The 19,103-nt window shown below is 73.6% G+C and carries 19 protein-coding genes; 7 read left to right on the forward strand and 12 right to left on the reverse strand.

All coding sequences use genetic code 11. The annotated features are described in order from the left end of the window. Nucleotides 1-127 precede the first annotated feature (127 nt). Complete coding sequence (locus ACH4K1_RS00715) at nt 128-634, forward strand: DUF3995 domain-containing protein (protein WP_398085022.1); 507 nt, start codon at nt 128-130, stop codon at nt 632-634. A 226-nt stretch (nt 635-860) separates the two neighbouring features. Here the strand turns inward: ACH4K1_RS00715 and ACH4K1_RS00720 are convergent, their stop codons facing one another. Then, nucleotides 861-1,763, reverse strand: coding sequence for a hypothetical protein (locus tag ACH4K1_RS00720; RefSeq protein ID WP_398085025.1), 903 nt, complete (start codon nt 1,761-1,763; stop codon nt 861-863). Nucleotides 1,764-2,142: 379 nt separating this feature from the next. On the opposite strand from ACH4K1_RS00720, the gene ACH4K1_RS00725 reads away from it, so the two are divergent. Continuing rightward, a complete protein-coding gene (locus tag ACH4K1_RS00725) occupies nt 2,143-2,790 on the forward strand; it encodes a TetR/AcrR family transcriptional regulator (protein ID WP_398085027.1) in 648 nt (215 codons plus the stop codon). 142 nt (nt 2,791-2,932) lie between these two features. Here the strand turns inward: ACH4K1_RS00725 and ACH4K1_RS00730 are convergent, their stop codons facing one another. Then, on the reverse strand, nt 2,933-3,733 hold the full coding sequence (locus ACH4K1_RS00730; RefSeq protein WP_398085030.1) for a GDSL-type esterase/lipase family protein: 801 nt from the start codon (nt 3,731-3,733) through the stop codon (nt 2,933-2,935). Between ACH4K1_RS00730 and ACH4K1_RS00735 the strand changes: the two genes are divergently transcribed. Next, the gene (locus ACH4K1_RS00735) at nt 3,732-4,772 is read left to right on the forward strand and encodes a YncE family protein (protein WP_398085033.1); all 1,041 of its coding nucleotides are present in this window, start codon (nt 3,732-3,734) and stop codon (nt 4,770-4,772) included. The genes ACH4K1_RS00730 and ACH4K1_RS00735 overlap by 2 nt on opposite strands. Nucleotides 4,773-4,788: 16 nt before the next feature. Here the strand turns inward: ACH4K1_RS00735 and ACH4K1_RS00740 are convergent, their stop codons facing one another. Both ACH4K1_RS00740 and ACH4K1_RS00745 read right to left on the reverse strand, forming a co-directional pair. Continuing rightward, nucleotides 4,789-5,190: a PPOX class F420-dependent oxidoreductase gene (locus ACH4K1_RS00740; RefSeq protein ID WP_398085035.1), complete on the reverse strand. Its 402-nt coding sequence runs from the start codon at nt 5,188-5,190 to the stop codon at nt 4,789-4,791. 31 nt (nt 5,191-5,221) lie between these two features. Further along, nucleotides 5,222-6,115, reverse strand: a complete 894-nt coding sequence (locus tag ACH4K1_RS00745) for a TetR/AcrR family transcriptional regulator (RefSeq protein ID WP_398085037.1) — start codon at nt 6,113-6,115, stop codon at nt 5,222-5,224. 244 nt (nt 6,116-6,359) lie between these two features. Between ACH4K1_RS00745 and ACH4K1_RS00750 the strand changes: the two genes are divergently transcribed. Genes ACH4K1_RS00750 through ACH4K1_RS00760 form a run of 3 tightly spaced genes read left to right on the forward strand, consistent with a single transcriptional unit; the run spans nt 6,360 to nt 8,042 of the window. Continuing rightward, on the forward strand, nt 6,360-6,890 hold the full coding sequence (locus tag ACH4K1_RS00750) for a GNAT family N-acetyltransferase (protein WP_398085040.1): 531 nt from the start codon (nt 6,360-6,362) through the stop codon (nt 6,888-6,890). Nucleotides 6,891-6,901: 11 nt separating this feature from the next. After that, complete coding sequence (locus ACH4K1_RS00755; RefSeq protein WP_398085042.1) at nt 6,902-7,621, forward strand: class I SAM-dependent methyltransferase; 720 nt, start codon at nt 6,902-6,904, stop codon at nt 7,619-7,621. A gap of 10 nt (nt 7,622-7,631) precedes the next feature. Beyond that, nucleotides 7,632-8,042, forward strand: a complete 411-nt coding sequence (locus ACH4K1_RS00760) for a DUF4259 domain-containing protein (RefSeq protein WP_398085045.1) — start codon at nt 7,632-7,634, stop codon at nt 8,040-8,042. A 52-nt stretch (nt 8,043-8,094) separates the two neighbouring features. On the opposite strand, the gene ACH4K1_RS00765 is transcribed toward ACH4K1_RS00760, so the two are convergent. The 8 genes from ACH4K1_RS00765 to ACH4K1_RS00800 form a co-directional block, all read right to left on the reverse strand. Further along, on the reverse strand, nt 8,095-8,706 hold the full coding sequence (locus tag ACH4K1_RS00765; protein ID WP_398085047.1) for a Uma2 family endonuclease: 612 nt from the start codon (nt 8,704-8,706) through the stop codon (nt 8,095-8,097). A gap of 161 nt (nt 8,707-8,867) precedes the next feature. Beyond that, on the reverse strand, nt 8,868-9,986 hold the full coding sequence (gene serC / locus ACH4K1_RS00770) for a phosphoserine transaminase (RefSeq protein ID WP_398085049.1): 1,119 nt from the start codon (nt 9,984-9,986) through the stop codon (nt 8,868-8,870). 167 nt (nt 9,987-10,153) lie between these two features. Further along, nucleotides 10,154-11,383: a cytochrome P450 gene (locus ACH4K1_RS00775; RefSeq protein ID WP_398085052.1), complete on the reverse strand. Its 1,230-nt coding sequence runs from the start codon at nt 11,381-11,383 to the stop codon at nt 10,154-10,156. Continuing rightward, on the reverse strand, nt 11,380-12,642 hold the full coding sequence (locus ACH4K1_RS00780) for a cytochrome P450 (protein ID WP_398085055.1): 1,263 nt from the start codon (nt 12,640-12,642) through the stop codon (nt 11,380-11,382). The genes ACH4K1_RS00775 and ACH4K1_RS00780 overlap by 4 nt, the downstream gene beginning before the upstream one ends. After that, entirely contained in the window at nt 12,639-13,283 is a 645-nt protein-coding gene (locus ACH4K1_RS00785; RefSeq protein WP_073765211.1) for an ATP/GTP-binding protein, read from the reverse strand. The genes ACH4K1_RS00780 and ACH4K1_RS00785 overlap by 4 nt, the downstream gene beginning before the upstream one ends. Then, nucleotides 13,264-13,635, reverse strand: a complete 372-nt coding sequence (locus tag ACH4K1_RS00790) for a DUF742 domain-containing protein (RefSeq protein ID WP_073765209.1) — start codon at nt 13,633-13,635, stop codon at nt 13,264-13,266. The genes ACH4K1_RS00785 and ACH4K1_RS00790 overlap by 20 nt, the downstream gene beginning before the upstream one ends. Continuing rightward, the gene (locus ACH4K1_RS00795; protein ID WP_228989666.1) at nt 13,632-14,051 is read right to left on the reverse strand and encodes a roadblock/LC7 domain-containing protein; all 420 of its coding nucleotides are present in this window, start codon (nt 14,049-14,051) and stop codon (nt 13,632-13,634) included. The genes ACH4K1_RS00790 and ACH4K1_RS00795 overlap by 4 nt, the downstream gene beginning before the upstream one ends. Beyond that, nucleotides 14,048-15,616 carry an ATP-binding protein gene (locus ACH4K1_RS00800; protein WP_398085059.1) on the reverse strand — a complete coding sequence of 523 codons (1,569 nt, stop codon included), beginning with the start codon at nt 15,614-15,616 and terminating at the stop codon, nt 14,048-14,050. Before ACH4K1_RS00800 ends, ACH4K1_RS00795 begins: the two co-directional genes overlap by 4 nt. Nucleotides 15,617-15,888: 272 nt before the next feature. Between ACH4K1_RS00800 and ACH4K1_RS00805 the strand changes: the two genes are divergently transcribed. Next, nucleotides 15,889-18,900 (forward strand): FAD-binding and (Fe-S)-binding domain-containing protein, encoded by a 3,012-nt coding sequence (locus tag ACH4K1_RS00805; RefSeq protein WP_398085061.1) that lies wholly within the window; start codon nt 15,889-15,891, stop codon nt 18,898-18,900. The last annotated feature ends 203 nt before the right edge of the window (nt 18,901-19,103 follow it).

Below are 19,103 nucleotides of genomic sequence, written 5' to 3' on the forward strand. Positions count from 1 at the left end.
CTCCGCCGGGTGGGGGAGTACGGGTTCGTCCGGCGGACCGATCCGCACGAGGGGGTTGGTCGGGAAGACTCGGTTCACGGCGGGAACGTCGAACTGCCGCCCGAACCCGAGTGTCCTGGAGGACCTGATGGCGATGGAGAACGCGACCTCACTGCCCGCCTCGCAGCCCGCGTGGCCCGGTTACGTGGCCGCGGTAGCGGCCCTGGGATATGCGGCGCCCCACTTCTGGTGGGGCGCCGATGTCCCGGCGATGTTCCCCGGGGACTTCGCCACGGCACCGCAGGGAAACCTGGAGGCCGCCATCGGCTACTGGGTGATGGGCGCCGTGGCCGTGTTCGGCGCCGTGCTCTCTCTCGCCCTGGTGCGCCCCTGGGGACGCCGCGTCCCAGCCTTCCTTATCGCCGTCCCGTCGGGACTCGCCGCGATCGGCATGGCTCTCTGGGGCTTCACGTACTTCGCGATGCAGTACCTGATCAACGCCGGCCGCGTGGTCTCGGCCCCGGCCTTCGCAGCCCAGGACGCCCACCCGCAGGCGGCCTGGGGACTGTTCTGGTACGCCCTTTTCCTGATCTGGGGCATCACCCTCGGAATCGCGGCTTGGCAGCGTCTGCGCGCGCGCCGGGCAGGACTCTGACGATCACTGTCATCGCCGCAGCTCTTGTCTTCCGGCGCTGCGTACGACCGGCCGGGTACGTCCCGGAAGGCACTCCGGTTCCGACCGTGGGAGTCCGGAAAGCCGAACTCGCGCTGAAACAGCCGGTGCGGTTCGTCCTCGTCTGCGGCCGGAGCCACGTCGATGGTCACCACGGCCTCCTCGCAGCCACCGGCCGAGACCTCAGAGACGGCAGACCCGACCAGCACTACCAGCCGCTCGCCTCCACCTTCCTCAGCCTGTACAGGTCCCCGGAGTCCGGGTCGCCGATGTACTGGTAGAGGGTGGGCCGGGTCTCCGTCCCGCCGACGTTCCAGTAGTCGAACGCACAGGAGTCGACCGTGACGTGCACCTCCTGGGACCAGCGGCCCGGACCGGGTTCGTACGTCCAGGCGCCCTGTCCGGAGCAGCGGTCGTCCCCACCCTTCGGGTCCGCCTCGGTGAAGTCGTCGTGGGCGTCGAGGTCCTCGTCGATGTCCACGACGGTGACGCGGCCGTCCGGCGTGAAGGTGACGGTCCCGCCGCCTCCGTCGGTCCAGCGTCCGACGACGTCCGCCGAGGTGAGAGCGGGCGGGCGGTACTCCTGGAGCAGCCCTGCCCAGAAACCGACGCCGCCGAGCACGGTGGTGAGGACGACGGCGACCACTCCCCAGAGGATCACCGGCCCGAAGACCCGCTCCCGGCGCGACCGCCAGAGCAGCGCCGGAACGGTGAGCGCGGCCGTCGTCAGCACCCACCCCACCGCGAAGGCGACGGCCCCCGACCCGCCGGCCAGGGCGACGGCGACGCCGACGACCGCGAGCGAGACGGCTCCCGCCACCACGGGCGTCCACCACCACGCCCCCTGCCCGCCGAACCGGCGGCCCAGCACCTCGCTCAGCCGGACGGTGGGGAGGACGAAGGCCACGGAGAGCAGGCCGGCGACCAGGGTGGCGAACATGCTGATGACGGGGAGGGCCAGGAGGAGCAGCACGGACGAACCGCCCCCGGCGTTCGGGGACTCCTGGGTGAACCCGTAGTACACGCTCACGACGAGCGCGATCGCCGCTTCCAGGAGCAGCGCCAGCATCGAGAGCAACAGGGACAGGCCCCAGGGCCGCTTCTTCTGCACCGTTCATTCCCCCTCGCGCACGTGGATGTACGCCCCACGCCTGGTGGGCGGCGGCTCCGGCCATCGTGCCAGAGCTGTTTGAACGCGTTCAACGCGGGGTCGGCGGCATGTGGGACACCTGTGCGGGCGGATGACGGGGGACCGGGAGCGGCGAACCGGAAGTGGCTGGACCGGAAGTGGCTGGACCGGAAGCGGCGGACCGGGACGGATGTGCGGGGGCGTCGGGGGCGCACGAAGAAGAAGCGTTTCCGCGTGCGGGTATTCCCCCGTATGGGTGTGGCGAGGCCGCCCGCACCTCGCAGGGGCGAGCACAATGGGCCCGCGGTTCGTGCAGAGGCGCTCAGGCGCCTCTCCCGCAGCTTGCGCTCAAGGAGGACCGGTGGCGGACAGCTGGACGGTTCAGCGGACCGGGCCCGGGGGTGCCGCGCGTACGCAGGCGCGGGAACAACTCCTCGAAGCGGCCAGAGAGTTGTACGGCGTCAACGGCTACCGGGCGACCGCCGAGCACGATGTGTGCGAGGCGGCCGGAGTGCCGGTCGAGGTGCTGCGCCAGGAGTACGGCTCCCGGGAAGGGCTGCTCATCGCCCTCCACAACCGGGTCACCACGGCCGGTCTGCGGGCGATGGAGCGCGCCCTGCTGACCGAGGGCATCGAGGACTGCTCGATCGCGGAGCGGGTCCGGCTGCTCTTCGACGCGTACGTGGAGGCCGTCACCGCCGACCCGCGCGAGGCCCGTGTGACGTTCGTCGAAGTGCTGGGCGTCAGCGCCGTGGTGGACGAGCACTGCAAGCTCTGGCGGGCGCTGTGGACGGAGTTCCTGACCGGCGAGGCGGAGCGCGCGGTGGAACGCGGCGAGGCGGAGGACCGGGACCACCGGGTGGACGTGATGGTGATGGTCGGCACGGTCCACGAACTGATGGCCCACCACACCCGCCGCAGCCGCCGCGCCCGCCCCGGCGAGGTCTCGGGCGAACTGACGGAACTGGCCCTGACCATGCTGGGGTCGCCGCGGAGCGGGGAAGGGTGACACCGGTCAGCAGCCCCTCGGCCCTGCGGGCGCACACATGACGGCCGAAGGCTCGCCGGGACTGTCGGAGACCGGCGCCGGCATCTTCGACGCCATCGAGCGGGCGGTGGCACCGGCCACCGGCTGAGCGGGGCGGACCGGATCAGGCAGGCAGCGGCTGGGCCTCCATGGCCGGGGCCGGGATCGCTGCCGAAGCTGTGGAGGGCATCGTGTACGGCCCGCCCAGGCCCCACGCCCGGTGCATCGCGTCGGCGAAGGCGGCGGCCAGTCTGTGTTCGCCCGTGGGGCCCGGGTGCGTGCCGTCGTAGGTGTCCGTGCGGAGGTCGTACGCCGGGGGGTGCGAGGCCAGCAGGAGCGGGGACGCGGGGGCGTCGAGGACCGCCACGGTCTTGGCCAGCAGCTCGTTGAAGCGGGCGCAGGAGGCGGCGAAGGGGGCGTCCGTCTCGGCCCGGACGTTCGGTATCACCGGGAGCAGCACCATCCGCACGCGCGGGTTCGCGGCGCGAGCGGCCGTGATGAACGCGCGGGCGTTGGCCGCCGTCTGCTCGGCGTCCGTGTAGAACCCGAGGTCTATCAGGCCGAGCGAGACCAGCAGCACATCCGCCTCCGCCTCGCGCACCGCGTCCGCGATGGCCGGGGCCATGTGCAGCCAGCCCTCGCCCCAGCCGGCCAGGTGCCGACGCGCGGCGGGCGGGAAGGACGGGTCGGCGTAGGCGTGGGAGAGCGGGGCGTTCGCCTCCTTGTCGTACAGCGTCGTGCGCGGGCCGACGATCTCGTACGGGAGGCCGGGGTGCGCCTCCAGGTGCTGCCACAGGCGGTAGCGCCAGGTGAAGTCCCCGGCGGCGCCGATGGTCATGGAATCGCCGACCGGAAGAAAACGCATGCCGCCATCATCGCCGATCACCTCTCCGGCCTGCGACGTGACGATGGACACTGGGGTCATGCGCTCGTATCCGACCGGCCCGGGGGGCCGCGCCGCCGCCGCCCTCGCCGCCGCTCTCACCGTCGCCCTGCCGCTGTTCGCCGGGGCCGGTCCGGCCGCGGCCGACGAGGGGCGGCCCGACCGCGACTTCACGATCGAGGACCCCCGGATCACCGAGTCCAGCGGCCTCGCCGCCAGCCGGGCGCACCCCGGCGTCCACTGGACGCACAACGACAGCGACGACGGCCCCTACGTCTTCGCCGTCGACTCCCGCACCGGGAAGACCCTCGCCACCGTCACCCTGCGGGGCGTCGGGGAGCCGAGGGACGTCGAAGCCATCTCGATCGGGCCGGACGGAGACATCTACGTCGGCGACATCGGCGACAACCTCGACGGCAGCTGGGACCACGTCTGGATCTACCGCTTCCCCGAGCCGAAGACCCTGCGCGACGCGACCGTCACCGCCGTCCAGTACGACGTGAAGTACGCCGACGGGCCCCGCAACGCCGAGGCGATGATGGTCCACCCGAAGACCGGCCGCGTCTACATCGCCTCCAAGAACGAGGACGGCGGCGGCCTCTACGAGGGCCCCGCCGCGCTCGACGCCGGGTCCGCGAACACCTTCCGCCGGGTGGACGAGGTGCCCTGGGTCACCGACGGGGCCTTCTCGCCGGACGGGAAGCGCCTGGTGCTGCGCTCGTACTTCAGCGCCCGCGAGTACGCCTTCGAGGACGGCCGCCTCGGCGAGGACCGGTCGGTCGCCGCCCCGTTCCAGCGGCAGGCGGAGTCGGTGACGTACACGGCGGACGGCTCCGCCCTCCTGTTCGGCTCGGAGGGCGAGCGCAGCGAGGTCGTGCGGGTGGAGGTGGAGGGCGGCGGTCCCGGGGGCGGCCGGGAGCGGGGGAAGCCCTCGGGGAGCGGCGGCGCCGCGGGCGAGGCGGGGAAGGACGAGGGCGACGGTCCGGGCGACGGCGAGGGCGGCGCCGGGCTCGGTGCGGCGGTCGTCGTGGGGGCGGCCGTCCTGTGGTTCGCGCTCCGGCGGAAGCGGGGGCGGGGCTGAGCCCGCCCCGGGCCCCTCAGCCCTCGTCCGTCACCGGCCACACCTCGTAGTGCAGCGTCCGGTCCCGTTTCAGGCGGTGGGCGAGCGGGACCAGGACACCCTGCACGATCGGGTACTTGCGCGACATCATCCGCGCCGCGTGCGTGTTCTCCTTCGTGCCCGGCCGCAGCAGCCGCGCGTGCGCCCTGATCTGCGGTCCCGTGGGTCTGCCCCGGACCGTGCAGGGGGCGATCTCCACGCGCGGGTGGTTGCGCATCCGCTCGACCTTCCACGCGGACGAGAACGTGCGGATGAACGCGTGGTCGCCCTCCACGACGATGTTGACCGGGGTGCCGACGGAGGTCCCGTCCTGGCGGTGGGTGCTCAGCAGGACGGCGTACTGCTTGACGAAAGGAGCGAGCTCCCGGCTGGCGTCCATACCTCCATTGGGACACGCGTCGGGCGCGCTGTCATGTCCGGGCCGCCGCCCCTTCCGCGGTCCCTTCCGAAGCCCCTTCCGCGGTCCGTTCGGCGGTCCCTTCCGCGGCCCGCTCCCGGACCAGCGCCTCGAAGCCGGCGATCAGCCGGCCCAGCCCGAACTCGAAGTGGTCGAACTCGGCGCTGAAGGCGTCCTCCGCCATGTTCGCCATCCTGGGGTACGCGCCGCTGAGCATGGCCCGCTCCAGGTAGGGGCGCTGGCGGTCCCGGAACTCCTCGTCGCTCAACCCGGTCTGCCGTACCGCCTCCGCCGCGTCCGCCCGACTGCGGGCGAGCCCCTCCACGAAGCTGTTCACCGTGGTGATCACGCCGATCAGTTCGGAGTCGCGCAGACCCGTGCCCCGCAGGCCGGCGAGCGCCAGCTCCAGCCCTCGCAGGGCGCTGGGGCCGAGCACCGTACGGGCCTGGTTGATCTTCAGCAGCCAGGGGTGGCGGTGCAGGTTGTCCAGGTGGGACCGGGCCATGGTGTGGATCGCCGCGCGCCAGTCGGCGGGGTCGGCCCCGGACGGCCCGGAGGGGTCGGCCCCGGCCGCTCCGGCGGCTTCCTCCGTCGCGGCGGGCAGCGGTTCGCCCAGGACGCGGTCGAACATCAGGTCCAGCAGCTCCGCCTTGCCGGGGACGTAGCGGTAGAGCGACATCGTGCCCGTGCCCAGCTCGGTGGAGAGGCGGCGCATGGAGACGGCGGCCAGCCCCTCCGCGTCCGCGACGGCGACGGCGGCGGTGACGATCCGCTCCAGCGTGAGGCCGGGCTTGGGGCCGCGGCTCGGGCGTTCCCCGGCGCCCCACAGGAGCTCCAGGCTGCGCGCGGTGTCGTCGCTCCCGGTGGCCGTGCCGACCGTCGCCGGTGTCGTTCCGTCTTTCGCCATGGGGCCAGCGTAATGCGCCGGATCAGGCGTGGGTACGCCGTACTCGTATCCCGGTACGGTGTACCCAACGGGGTGCGGGAGGCTGTGTCCCGTACGGGCCCGGAGTCCTCGTCCGGCCGTGAGCGGCGGACGGCATGCGGTACGCGGTACGCGGCGGACGGCATGGGGTAGGGGGCGGACGGCACGCGGCGGACGGCATGGGGCCGGGGACCGAGGGCCGGTGGTCGGCATAGGGTCGGGCACCGTGCCGACGACTCCCGCGCCCCCGCCCCCGCCCTTCACCACCGCCCGCCTCGACGCGCTCCCGCTCGCACCGGCGTACGCCGAGGAGATGGCGGGCGTCCTGGCGGACCCGGCGCTGTACGGGTTCACCGGCGGCGAGCCGCCGTCCCCGGCCGCGCTGCGCTCCCGCTACGAGCGGCAGTGCGCCGGTCCGCCCGGTGCGGGGGAGCTGTGGTGGAACTGGGTGCTCCGGGTCCGTGCGGACGGGAACCTCGCCGGGTACGTGCAGGCGACCGTGCGGGGCCCCCGCGCCGAGATCGCCTGGGTGATCGGTACGCCGTGGCAGGGCCGGGGGTACGCGGGCGAGGCGGCGAAGGGCCTCGCGGCGCACCTGGTGTCGGCCGGCGGTGTACGCGAGGTCGTCGCCCACATCCACCCCGACCATGCCGCGTCCGAGGCGGTGGCACGGGCGGCGGGGCTCCGGCCGACCGGGGAGTGGGAGGACGGCGAGCGGCGGTGGGCTGCCCGCACCCCCGTGCCGGACGTCCCCTAGGGTTCCGGTCCATGCCCGGACCTGACTTCCTGCACACCACCCGGACCTCGTACGACGCCATCGCCGCCGGCTACGCGGACTGGACCCGCGACGAGTTGGCGAGCAAGCCCCTGGAGCGGGGCCTGCTGACCGCCTTCGCGGAACTCGCGGCACGCACGGCGGAGGACGGCGGCGGGCTGCCGCTGGCAGACGTCGGCTGCGGCACGGGCCGGGTGACCGGGTACCTGCACGGACTCGGCCTGGGGATCGAGGTGTTCGGGGTCGACCTCGCCCCGCGGATGCTGGCCGAGGCGCGCAAGGACCACCCCGGGCTGCGTTTCGAGGAGGGTTCCATGCTCGCCCTCGACCTGCCGGACGCCTCGCTGGGCGGGCTGCTCGCCTGGTACTCGACGATCCATGTACCGGACGAGGAGCTGCCGCTCGCCTTCGCGGAGTTCCGCCGCGTCCTCGCACCGGGGGCGCCCGTGCTGCTGGGCTTCCAGGTGGGGGACGAGGCGTTGCGGATGACGGAGGCGCTCGGCGAGGAGGTCGCGCTCGTCTTCCACCGGAGGCGGCCGGAACGGATCGCGGACCTCCTGCGGGAGGCGGGGTTCGGCCTCGTGTCCGTGACGCGGCGGGAGCGGGAGACGGACGGGCCATTCCCGGAGCGGACGCCGCAGGGGTTCGTCCTGGCGCGCAGGCCCGTTGTCAGTGGCGGCTGTGAGGATGGGGAGACCGGCACAGCGAACTGAGGGGGATTCCGTGGGCGCCTGGGACATCGGCTACTTCGACAACGACGCCGCGGCCGACTTCGGCGGGCGGGTGGACGACGCGGAGACCGAGAAGAAGGCGGACGTGCTCCGGGAGGTCCTGGCCGCCGTCGCGGGCACGGCCCCCGACGACTACGCGGAGGGCGAGGAGGCGGTCGCCGCCGCCGCGCTGGTCGCCGCCCAGTGCCCCGGGGGCGAGGCCGTCACCACCGCGTACGGTCCGAAGAAGCCGCTGCCCCCGCTCCCCGCCGATCTGCGCCCGCTGGCCGTCCGCGCCCTGGACCGGCTCACCGCGCCGAACGCCGAGCCGCTGGACCTGTGGGCGGAAGCCGGCGAGGACCAGGCGTGGCTGGCGGGGACAGCCGCCCTGCGCGCGGTGCTGGCGGCGGCGCCGGGGGAGTAGACGCGGCGGGGGAGCGGCGGGGCGTGGGCGGCCTCGGGCGCGGGGAGCGCCGTCAGCGTTTCGAGCGGCCCGCGCGCACGATCTCGTCCACGTCCAGGGCGAGTTCGGCGCCGAGGGAGGCGGGCAGCGGGGCCTGCTGGCCGGGGGCGTAGACCTCGTGCCGGTCGTAGCCGCCGGGGAGCGGTTCGGTCAGGACGTGGACCCGGCTGTGCTTGCGGTCGACGATGACGTACACCGGGATCTTGGCCTGGGCGTAGGCGGTGACCTTGTTGCGGAGGTCGTTCTGGTAGTTCCCGGAGGTGACTTCCAGGACGAGCCGGAAACAGGCGGGGTCGTAGCAGTTGTTCTCGGCCGGGTGCTCGTCGAAGTCGGCGTCGACGATCGCCAGATCGGGGATCGCGAAGTCCTGGGGGCCGCCGGGGAGCCAGAGGCCGACGCCCTGGAGGACTCTCGACTCCTCGCCGTGGAGACCTGCTGCGAGGAAGGGGACCATGAGCGTGGTCAGCGCGTCGGCGTGCGGGCCGTCCGGGGGTGGTGCCACGGTGATGACGCCTCCGATGATCTCGACGCGATGCCCCGGAAGCTGCTCAGCGAGACGGTTCGCCGTTTCGAGCAGCGTTTCCGGCTGGTCGTCACAGGGGTGCTCGACTGCTGCTGCAGACATTGCGGGCCTCCTGGAAGGGGCTGGTGTCGAGACCGTCATCGTAGGGCGGAGCAGCCGGAGACCGCGCTTCTGGCATATGCCACCCGGTGGAGTGAAGCAGAAACGGCCCGGCACACCACGCGGGTGCCGGGCCGTCTCCGTACAACGGAAGGTGCGGGGGACTACAGCTTCTCGATCACGTAGTCGACGCACGCCGTCAGCGCCTGCACGTCCGCCGGGTCGATCGCCGGGAACATCGCCACGCGCAGCTGGTTGCGGCCCAGCTTGCGGTACGGCTCGGTGTCCACGATGCCGTTGGCGCGCAGCACCTTGGCGACGGCCGCCGCGTCGATCTCGTCCGCGAAGTCGATCGTGCCGATGACCTGCGAGCGCTTCGCCGGGTCCGTGACGAACGGGGTCGCGTACTTCGACGCGTCGGCCCAGCCGTACAGGTGCTGGGAGGACGCGGCCGTGCGGCCCGTCGTGAAGTCCAGGCCGCCCTGGCCGTTCATCCACTTCAGCTGTTCGTTCAGCAGGAAGAGGGTGGCCAGCGCCGGGGTGTTGTACGTCTGGTTCTTCAGGGAGTTGTCGATCGCCGTGGGCAGCGAGAAGAACTCCGGGATGTGCCGGCCCGAGGCGTGGACCCGGGCCGCGCGCTCCAGCGCCGCCGGGGAGAACACGCCGATCCACAGGCCGCCGTCCGAGGCGAAGGACTTCTGCGGGGCGAAGTAGTAGACGTCGGACTCGGTGATGTCGACCGGCAGGCCGCCCGCCCCGGAGGTCGCGTCCACCAGCACGAGGGCGCCCTCGTCGGCGCCCGCGACGCGCTCGACCGGGGCCGCGACACCGGTGGAGGTCTCGTTGTGGGTGAAGGCGTAGACGTCGACGCCCGCCTCGGCCTTCGGCTCCGGGTGGGTGCCCGGGTCGGAGGTGATCACGCTGGGGTCGGACAGCCAGGGCGCGAGCTTCGCGGCCTTGGCGAACTTCGACGAGAACTCGCCGAAGGTCAGGTGCTGGGACTTCGACTCGATCAGACCGTGCGTCGCGATGTCCCAGAAGGCGGTGGAGCCGCCGTTGCCGAGGATCACCTCGTACCCCTCGGGGAGGGAGAAGAGGCTGCGTACGCCGTCCCGTACCTCGCCGACCAGGTTCTTGACCGGGGCCTGGCGGTGGGACGTGCCGAGGAGGGAGGTGCCGGTGGCGGCCAGCGCGTCGAGCGCCTCCGTCCGCACCTTGGAGGGACCGGCGCCGAAGCGTCCGTCTGCGGGCTTGATGTCAGCGGGAATCTGGATGTCGGCCACGGGACGGAGCGTAGTCCCTCGGTGGCACGGCTCCGTAACCGTGTCCGTCCGATGAGACGTGCGCTCCGGCCCGTGGACACCCGGCGCGGGGTGGACCTCTCCGCCGGCGGGCCGCCCGGCGGGAGGCGGCGCCTCCGCTTCGCGGGCCGCCCCGGCCGGGCGACGGCCTACGCGTCGTGGCCGAGCGGGCAGCCCAGCTTCACCGGCAGCTCGTACAGGTCGTTCTGGGTCACGATCGGCTTGTTGCGCAACTCGGAGGCGGGGACCGCGAGGTCCAGCTCCGGGAACCGCTCGTACAGGGCCGGCAGCGCGATCCCCGCCTCCAGGCGGGAGAGGGCGGCGCCCGGGCAGATGTGCGGGCCGTGGCCGAAGGCGATGTGGCGGTTCGGGGTGCGGGTGGCGTCGAACTCGCCCGCCGTCGGGCCGTGCTGCTCCTCGTCCCGGCCCAGCGCGCCGAACGAGACGATCAGGGCCTCCCCCTTCGGGAGGACCTTGTCGCCGACCTCGATGTCCTCCGTCGCGAAGCGGATCAGGACGTGCGAGGTCGGGGTGTTCCAGCGCAGCGTCTCCTCGATCACGCCCTCCCACGGGATCTCCCCGCTCACCACCTTCTTGCGCTGCTCGGGGTGGAGCGCGAGGGCTTCCACGGCGTTGACGATCAGGCTGATCGTGGTCTCGTGCCCGGCGGCGATGATCAGCTGGAGGGTGTTGACGATCTCCTCGTCGGTGAGGTGGTCGCCGTTCTCGGAGGCCGCGATCAGCGCGCTGGTCAGGTCGTCGCCCGGGTTCGCCTTCTTCTCCTCGACGATCTTCGTGAAGAGGGTCCCGAGGTCCGCCATCATCTGCGGGACCTCCTCCGGCGGGGTCTGCGTCGAGAAGAACTTCTCGAACAGCTCCTTCAGCCGCGGGTGGTCCGCCGCGTCCACGCCCATCAGCTCGCTGATCACGTTCATCGGCAGCGGGTAGGCGAACTCGGCCTTCAGGTCCACCGGCTCCCCGGCGGGCAGGGCGGCCAGCCTCTCCAGGCTCGCCTCCGTCAGCGCCTCGATCCCGGCGCGCAGCTTCTCCACGCGCTTCACGGTGAGGGCCTGCGCCACCAGCGTACGGAGACGGCGGTGGTCCGGGCCGTCGACCGTCAGCATCGAGCGGCCCGGGTTGGCCAGGCCGATCAGCGGCCAGTCCGCCGGTATCTCGCCGCGCCGCCAGGCGTTCCAGACGTTGATGTCCTTGACCACCCGGCCGTCGGTGAGCAGTGCGCGGGCCTCCTTGTGGTGGGTGACGGCGTAGACGTGCACCCCGCCCGGCAGCTCCACCTCGGCCAGCGGTCCGGCCGCCCGCAGCGCGGCGCTCTCACCGTCGAGGTCTCTGACGAAGGGGTCGAGCGCGATGCGGGTCATGCGGGGCCTCCGTGGTGTCCGGGTCTGCCGAGGGCAGGGGTGGGAGTGAAGAGAACCGGCAGATCCGTCAGACCGCGCAGCCACGGCGACGGACGGCGGGTGAGCTGCTCGGCGGGGACGGCGAGGTCCACGTCGGGCAGCCGGTCGAGCAGGACCTCGATGCCGGTACGGGCGATGACCTCGGCGGTCTCCTGGGCGGGGAACGGGCAGCGGTGCTCCCCGTGGCCGAAGGAGAGGAAGGCGTTGTTGCCGCCGGTCAGCGCCGAGCCGTCGGTCCGCACCTGCGGGTCGCCGTTGGCGGCGGCGAGGCCGAGGAGCAGCATGTCCCCGGCGCGGACGTGCCGGCCGCCGATGTGGGTGTCGCGGGCGGCCCAGCGGCCGGCCACGTTCTGCGTCGGCGTGTCCTCCCAGAGGACCTCGTTCATGGCCTCCGCGACGCTGTGCCGGCCCCCGGAGAGGGAGGCGGCGAACCGGTCGTCGGTGAGCATCAGCCGCAGCGAGTTACCCATCCAGTCGGCGGTCGGCTGGTGGCCGGCGGCCATCATCACCATGAGGTCCTGGACGATCTCCTCGTCGGTGAAGCCGCCGGGGTCGGCGAGCATCCGGCTGGCGACGTCGTCGCCGGGCTCGGCGTGCTTGTCGACCAGCAGCTGGAACATCGAGGCGCCCAGGTGCTCCGCTCCGGCGAGCGCCCGCTCCTTGCCGTCGATCATGTCGTTGATCGCCCCCACCAGGGGGTGGGCCTTCTCGTCGGAGAAGCCGTAGATCCTGGCCAGGACGAGGGCGGGCAGCAGCTTGGCGTAGTCCGCGATGATGTCGACCGAGCCCTTGGTGCAGAACCGGTCGATCAGCTCGTCGGCGAACTCCTCCGCGTACCGCTTGAGGGCGAACGGGTCGACGCCCTCCAGCGCGTTGCTGATCATCATGGCGCGGACGCTGTGGCGCTCGCCGACCGTGTAGAGGATCGAGTTCTGCTTGCGCCCGATCATCGGCAGCAGCGGCCAGTCGTCGGGGATGCGGTCCCACTGGTTCCACAGGTCGGAGTCCCGGCTGAAGAGGGCCGGGTCGCCGGCGACCTGGTGCAGTTCGCGGTAGCCGAGGACGAGCCAGGCGGGGATGTCGCCGTCCAGGACGACGGGGGCGAGCGCCCCGTGGTCGCGCCGCAGCTCCCGGTAGAGCTGCACGGGGTCGCTCTGGAAGCGGGGCCCGGACAGGGGGACGGACCCGTGGGAGACGGGGCAGCCGGAGACAGAGGTCACGGGGCGGGCTCCGGGGTCGGGCCGGCCGCCGCCAGCGCCGCCTCCGGGGTGCGGAGGCGGGCGGCGGAGAGCGCGGCGAGGTGCTCGACGAGCGTGATGAGCACGTACTTGCTGGACGAGCGGTCGCGGGCGTCGCACTCCACCAGCGGCACGTCGTCCGAGAGGTCCAGGGCCTCGCGGATCTGCTGCTCGCTGTGGAGGGGGCCGCCGAAGTCGTTGCACGCCACGATGAACGGCGTGCCGTGGTGCTCCAGGCGGTCGATGGCGTACCAGGAGTCGGCGAGGCGGCGGGTGTCGACGAGGACGACCGCGCCGAGCGTGCCGGAGAACAGCCGGTCCCACAGGAACCAGAAGCGCTCCTGGCCGGGCGCGCCGAAGAGGTACAGCACGGACCGCTCGTCGAGGGTGATGCGGCCGAAGTCGAACGCCACGGTGGTGGCCGACTTGGCCTGGATGCCGTCGAGGTGGTCGACGGCCTCGCCCGCGCGGGTCATGGTCTCCTCCGTGTTGAGCGGACGGATCTCGCTCACGGATCGGACCATGGTGGTCTTGCCGACCCCGAAGCCGCCGACGACGACGATCTTGAGACCGTTGTCGGCCGTCGCGCTCAGGGCGGCGCGGTCAGAGGTTGCGGAGTCCAACGAGCACCTGTTCCAGGATGTCGGGGTCGGGGAGCCGGTCCGCGACACGGGCTGTACGGGGGTGGCGGGCGCTGATCCGGCCGGTGTCGAGCAGGTCGCACAGCATGATGCGGACGATGCTGACCGGCAGGTTCAGGCTCGCGGCGATCTCGACGACGGCCACCGGGCCCTGGCACATCCGCAGGATCGCGACGTGCTCGGACTGCATCCCGGGGGCCGGGTCGCACTCGGCGACGACGAGCGTCACCAGGTCGAAGGCGGCGGAGTCGGAGCGGCTGCGGCCCCCGGTGAGGGTGTACAGCCGGTCCGGATCGTCGTCGCGGCCCGGTCGGGGACGGGGCGCCGTGGTCATACGGCCGGAGTCTCGGCGGGTTCGCGCGGCGGCGCGACGAGGTGCTCGCCGAGCTGTTCCACCAGCTCGCTCATGTTGTGGCCGACCAGGCCCACGTCGGAGTCCTCGTCGGCGACGACGGCCAGGTGGGCCCCGGCCCCCGCCTCGACGATGAACAGCACGCCGCCATAGAACTCGGCCATCGCGGACCGTACGCCGCCGGTGCCGTCGCCGAACTCGATGGACGCGCCGTGCGACAGGCTCTGGATGCCGGCGGAGATCGCGGCCAGCTGGTCGGCCTGGTCGACGGAGAGCTCGGGGGTGCGGCACAGCTTGAGGCCGTCGCGGGACAGGACGAGGGCGTGGCGGGTACCGGGGGTGCGGTCGAGCAACCCCTCCAGCAGCCAGTTGAGCTTCTCGTCGGTGGTCGCGGTCATCGGGTGTTGCCTTCCGGGAGCGGGGAGTTGGCTCGGACCGCCTTGCTGAAGGTGCTGAAGCGCGCTGCCTGGACCTTCGGGTCGGTGGTACGGGCCCGGGGGTGGTCGGCTCCGCCGGGGGTGACGTTGCCGGTACGGGCTTCGGCGGCGGCCAGCGTGCGGCCGCGGCGGCGCTTGGGCAGGCCGCTCTCGCCGAACTCGGGCACGCCGCCGGTGGACTCGGAGACGGAGTCCGCCGAAGCCGGGAACTCCGTCTCCGCCGCCGGGGTCGGGGACGCGGGGGCGTCGCTCCCGGCGGAGGACCGGGCCGCGGGGGTGGTGGCCCGGTCCGTGCCGGCTGCCGAGGCGTGGGAGGGCTCGGGCTCGGCGGGTGCGGAGGTGGACGCCGCCGCACCCGGGGCCGTCACGGCCGGAGCGGCGGAGTCCGGTGCGGTCGGCGCGGGGGCGCGGGAGATCAGCTCCTGGGGGAGCATCATCAGCGCGCCGGTCCCGCCGCGGGCGGACGGCCGGAAGGAGACGGTCAGGCCGTGCTTGCGGGCCAGCCGGCCGACGACGGCCAGGCCCAGGCGGGTGCCGGAGAGGTTGGTGAGGTCCTGGTGGTCGGCGGAGACCGCCTTCTCGGCACGGCGCAGCTGCACCTCGCTCATGACGAGCCCGCTGTCCTCGACGGTGATGACGATGCCCGCCGGGACCTCCTCCACGTACACGTGGACCTCCGCGGTGGGCGGCGAGAAGTTGGCAGCGTTGTCGAGGAGTTCGGCGAGGGCGTGCATGACGCCCTCGGCGGCGTGGCCGGCGATGGCGACGTCGCTGGTGGAGTGGAGGCGGACGCGCTGGTAGCTGCCGATCCGGCCCATCGCGCCGCGCAGGATCGACTCCATGACGATCGGCTTGGCCCAGCGCCGCCCGGAACGGGCGCCGGTCAGCACGGCGATGGAGTCGGCGAGGCGGCCCGCCTGGGCGGTGCGGTGGTCCAGGTGGAGCAGGTCCCCGAGCACGGACTCGTCGGAGTGCCGGTGCTCCATCTCGCGGAGGTCGGCCAGCATGCTGGTGGAGAGGGCCTGCATCCGGCCCGCCGCGTTGGCGCAGGCCGCGATGGCGGCGGACCGCTCGGTCTCGGCGCGGGTGGCGCGCGCGGTCAGCCGGTCGACGGTGACGCCGAGGCGGGCCTGCTCGGCGGCGGCGGCCGCGGTGATCCGCTCGTTCTCGGCCCGTGCCTCGGAGACCAGCCGGGCGGTCTCCGACGCGGCGGCGGCCTTGATCCTGGCCGTCTCCGCGGTGAAGCGCTGGGCCTCGACGGCGGAGGCGGAGACCAGGCGCGAGGTCTCGGAGGTGAACCGCTCGGCATCGGCGGCAAGCCGGGCGCGCAGGGCCCGCGCGGTCCCCAGGGCGTGGACGGTGACGGCCACGCAGACGCTCAGCAGCACGGCGGCTGCGCCCGCGCCCCAGGCCAGCGGGGTCCGTGCCGCGTCGGGGGCCGCGGCGACGCCCCACAGGGTCAGCGTGCCGGTTGCGGCTGCCGATATCAGCAGGGCGAGTGCGGTGGGCCGGTGTGAGGGGCGCAATCGGAGTCCTCGGTGGCGGACGGTGCTGGACGGTAGGCGGTGGTGCCGGGCGGTGCGGGGTGTGCGAAGGTGATGGGTCGAATTCCGGACACTTCGTCACGGGTGCGGGCGATCCTGCACAACTGGAACTGATAGTTCCTGCGCAAGTCCTGGTCACTATAGGAGACTTGACGGTCTGTTTGGGAAGATCTTGTGGGCCTTTTCATGGCTCTTGCGGGATTTTGTCCGGTCGCATCCCAAGAGTTCACCTGACGCGACGGCATGCTGAGGCCATGGCCGAACAACATCGACCGCCTCCCGGACGGTCCGCCCTGCCGCCCGCGCCCGCGCCCTCGGCCTCTCCGGCCTTCGTCACCGCCCTCCGCTCCGCCGTACGCGGCGCGAGCGACTTCGGGGCCGGGGCGCGGGCGTTGAGGACGATGGACGCCTCCAACTACCGCCGCGTCCCGCTCGGGGTGTGCGCCCCGCGCGACGCGGACGACGTCGCGGCCGCGCTGGCGGTCTGCCGGGAGCACGGGGTGCCGGTCGTCCCGCGCGGCGGCGGCACCTCCATCGCCGGGCAGGCCACCGGCACGGGCCTCGTCCTCGACCTCACCCGCCACCTGCGCGCCGTCCTCGACCTGGACCCCGCCGCCCGCACCGCCGTCGTCCAGCCCGGCGTGGTCCTGGACGACCTGCGGGCCGCCGCCGCGCCCCACGGCCTGACCTTCGGCCCCGACCCCTCCACCCACAGCCGCTGCACCATCGGCGGCATGATCGGCAACAACTCCTGCGGCGCGCACTCGGTCGCCTGGGGCACGACCGCCGACAACATGCGGAAGCTGACGGTGGTCCGGTACGGAGGGGAGGCGCTGCGCCTGGAACAGGGCGGCGGCCCCGAAGGCGTACGGGGCGCGCACGGGACGACGGCCCGCGGCCCCGGAGACGTGAGCGTCACCACGGCCCACGGCCCGGCGGGCGTACGCGAACTGATCGCCTCCCACCTCGCCCTCCTGCGCACCGGCTTCCCCGACCTCCCGCGCCGCATCTCCGGCTACGCGCTCGACGCCCTGCTCCCCGAACACCCCGGCGGCCCCGACCCGGTCCGGGCGTTCTGCGGCAGCGAGGGCACCCTCGGCGTCGTCACCGAGGCCACCGTGCGGCTGGTCGAGGCCCCGCCCGCCCGCGCCTTGGCCGTCCTCGGGTACGCCGACGAGACCGCCGCCGCCGACGCCGCCCCGGGCCTCCTGCCGTACGGCCCGCTCACCGTCGAGGGCATGGCCGCCGACCTCGTCCCCGAGGCGGCCGGGCTGCCGCGCGGGGCCGCCTGGCTGTTCGTCGAGACCGGCGGCGCCACCCCGGCCGAGGCGGAGGCGGGCGCCGAACGCGTCCTGCGGGCCGCCGACGCGGTGGACGGGGCCGTCGTCACCGACCCGGCGCGCCGACGCGCGCTGTGGCGCATCCGCGAGGACGCCGCCGGGACCGCGACCCGGATGCCCGACGGCGGTGAGGCGTGGCCCGGCTGGGAGGACTGCGCGGTGCCGCCCGCCCGGCTCGGCGCGTACCTCCGCGACTTCCGGGCCCTGCTCGCCGCGCACGGCCTGCGCGGCGCCCCGTACGGCCACTTCGGCGACGGCTGTGTCCACGTCCGCATCGACTTCGACCTGGTCACCGACGCCGGGGTGGCGCGTTTCCGCCGGTTCTCCGAGGAGACGGCCGCCCTCGTCGTCGCGCACGGCGGCTCCCTCAGCGGCGAGCACGGCGACGGGCAGGCGCGCGCGGAGCTGCTGCCCCGGATGTACGGGGACGAACTCGTCGCCCTGTTCGGCCGGTTCAAGGACCTGTGGGATCCGGACGGCGGCCTGAACCCGGGGATGCTGGTCCGCCCGGCCCGCCTCGACGAGAACCTGCGCTTCGCGGTCCTGCCGAAACGCCCGGTGGACGTGGAGTTCGGCTACCCCCGGGACGGCGGCGACTTCGCGGGCGCGGTCCGCCGCTGCGTCGGCGTCGCCGCGTGCCGGACGACGGAGACGGGCGGCGCGGGCGTCATGTGCCCGTCCTTCCGCGCGACCGGCGAGGAGGCCCACTCCACGCGCGGCCGGGCCCGGCTGCTGCACGAGATGCTGGCGGGCGAGGTCGTGACGGACGGCTGGCGCAGTACGGAGGTCCGGGACGCGCTCGACCTCTGCCTCTCCTGCAAGGGCTGCCGCAGCGACTGCCCGGTGGGCGTCGACATGGCCACCTACAAGGCGGAGTTCCTGTACCACCACTACCGGGGCCGGCTCCGCCCCGCCGCCCACTACGCGATGGGCGGCCTCCCGCTCTGGCTGCGCCTCGCCGCCCCCTTCGCCCGGCCGCTGAACGCCCTGGCCCGGGTGGGCCCGCTCGCCGCGCTCGTGAAACGGCTGGCGGGCATCGCGCCGGAGCGCACGCTCCCGGTGCTGGCGACCCGGACGTACAGCCGGTGGCTGCGCGCGCGGCGGGGCGGGGGCACGCACATCCTCTCCAGCGGCGGGGGCACGCACGTCCTCTCCAGCAGCCGTGTGGTGCACCTCTGGGCGGACACCTTCACCGAACACCTGTCCCCCCAGGTGGGCCGGGCGGCGGTCCGGGTCCTGGAGGAGGCGACGGGGCGTACGGTGCTGCCGCCCGCCCCCGGACTGTGCTGCGGCCTCACGTACGTGTCGACCGGCCGGCTCGACGCGGCCCGCCGGGTGATGCGCCGCACCCTGGACCGGCTGGACCTCTCCCCCGGACAGCCGCTCGTCGTCCTGGAGCCGAGCTGCGCCGCCGCCCTCCGCACCGACCTGCCCGAACTCCTCCCCGACGACCCGCGTGCGGCCGGACTCGCCGCCTCGGTGCGGACCTTCGCCCAGTACCTGGAGGAGTACGCCCCCGACTGGACGCCGCCCCGCCTGGACCGTCCGGTGGCCGGGCAGACGCACTGCCACCAGCACGCGGTCCTCGGCGACGCGGCGGAGCGCCGGCTGCGCGAGCGCCTGGGCCTGACCGGCGAACTCAGCGGCGGCTGCTGCGGCCTCGCCGGGAACTTCGGCTTCGAGAAGGGCCACTGGGAGGTCTCCGTCGCCTGCGCGGAGGAGGGGCTGCTCCCCGCCGTACGGGAGGCGGAACCCGGCACGGAACTCCTCGCGGACGGCTTCTCCTGCCGTACGCAGCTCGACCGGCTCGCCGGGCGGCGGGCCCGGCACCTGGCGGAGGTCGTTGCGGAGGCGATGGAGGCGGGGGGCCGGCGGCCCGGGGCGGACGGCCCGGGGCGTGCGGAGGAGGAGGCGGACCCCGGCTGAGCGGTGCGGACCGCCGGCGCCGGGCGGCGGCGTGCGACGGGAGCGTGAACGGTAGGCCACGGCCTGCGCGGGCCTCCGTACGGTGTCCGTACGGTGGAGGGGGCCACGGACCGGACAGTGCGTCTTCTCGTACTGTCCAGTCCATTACAGTGGACTGGTCCGGTGGGTCGGCGTTCCGGCCCGCCGCCCGCCCCGCCGGGCTC

The organism is Streptomyces sp. NPDC017448 (genome assembly GCF_044330565.1).
Classification (GTDB): domain Bacteria; phylum Actinomycetota; class Actinomycetes; order Streptomycetales; family Streptomycetaceae; genus Streptomyces.

Bases quoted from the DNA above. Each gene is read 5' to 3' on its own strand.
- ACH4K1_RS00795 (WP_228989666.1), bottom strand. From the start codon at position 14,051: ATGACCGCGACCACCGACGAGAAGCTCAACTGGCTGCTGGAGGGGTTG.
- ACH4K1_RS00790 (WP_073765209.1), bottom strand. From the start codon at position 13,635: ATGACCACGGCGCCCCGTCCCCGACCGGGCCGCGACGACGATCCGGAC.
- ACH4K1_RS00775 (WP_398085052.1), bottom strand. From the start codon at position 11,383: ATGACCCGCATCGCGCTCGACCCCTTCGTCAGAGACCTCGACGGTGAG.
- ACH4K1_RS00755 (WP_398085042.1), top strand. From the start codon at position 6,902: ATGCCCGGACCTGACTTCCTGCACACCACCCGGACCTCGTACGACGCC.
- ACH4K1_RS00735 (WP_398085033.1), top strand. From the start codon at position 3,732: ATGCGCTCGTATCCGACCGGCCCGGGGGGCCGCGCCGCCGCCGCCCTC.
- ACH4K1_RS00715 (WP_398085022.1), top strand. From the start codon at position 128: ATGGCGATGGAGAACGCGACCTCACTGCCCGCCTCGCAGCCCGCGTGG.
- ACH4K1_RS00745 (WP_398085037.1), bottom strand. From the start codon at position 6,115: ATGGCGAAAGACGGAACGACACCGGCGACGGTCGGCACGGCCACCGGG.
- ACH4K1_RS00805 (WP_398085061.1), top strand. From the start codon at position 15,889: ATGGCCGAACAACATCGACCGCCTCCCGGACGGTCCGCCCTGCCGCCC.
- ACH4K1_RS00740 (WP_398085035.1), bottom strand. From the start codon at position 5,190: ATGGACGCCAGCCGGGAGCTCGCTCCTTTCGTCAAGCAGTACGCCGTC.
- ACH4K1_RS00765 (WP_398085047.1), bottom strand. From the start codon at position 8,706: ATGTCTGCAGCAGCAGTCGAGCACCCCTGTGACGACCAGCCGGAAACG.
- ACH4K1_RS00730 (WP_398085030.1), bottom strand. From the start codon at position 3,733: ATGACCCCAGTGTCCATCGTCACGTCGCAGGCCGGAGAGGTGATCGGC.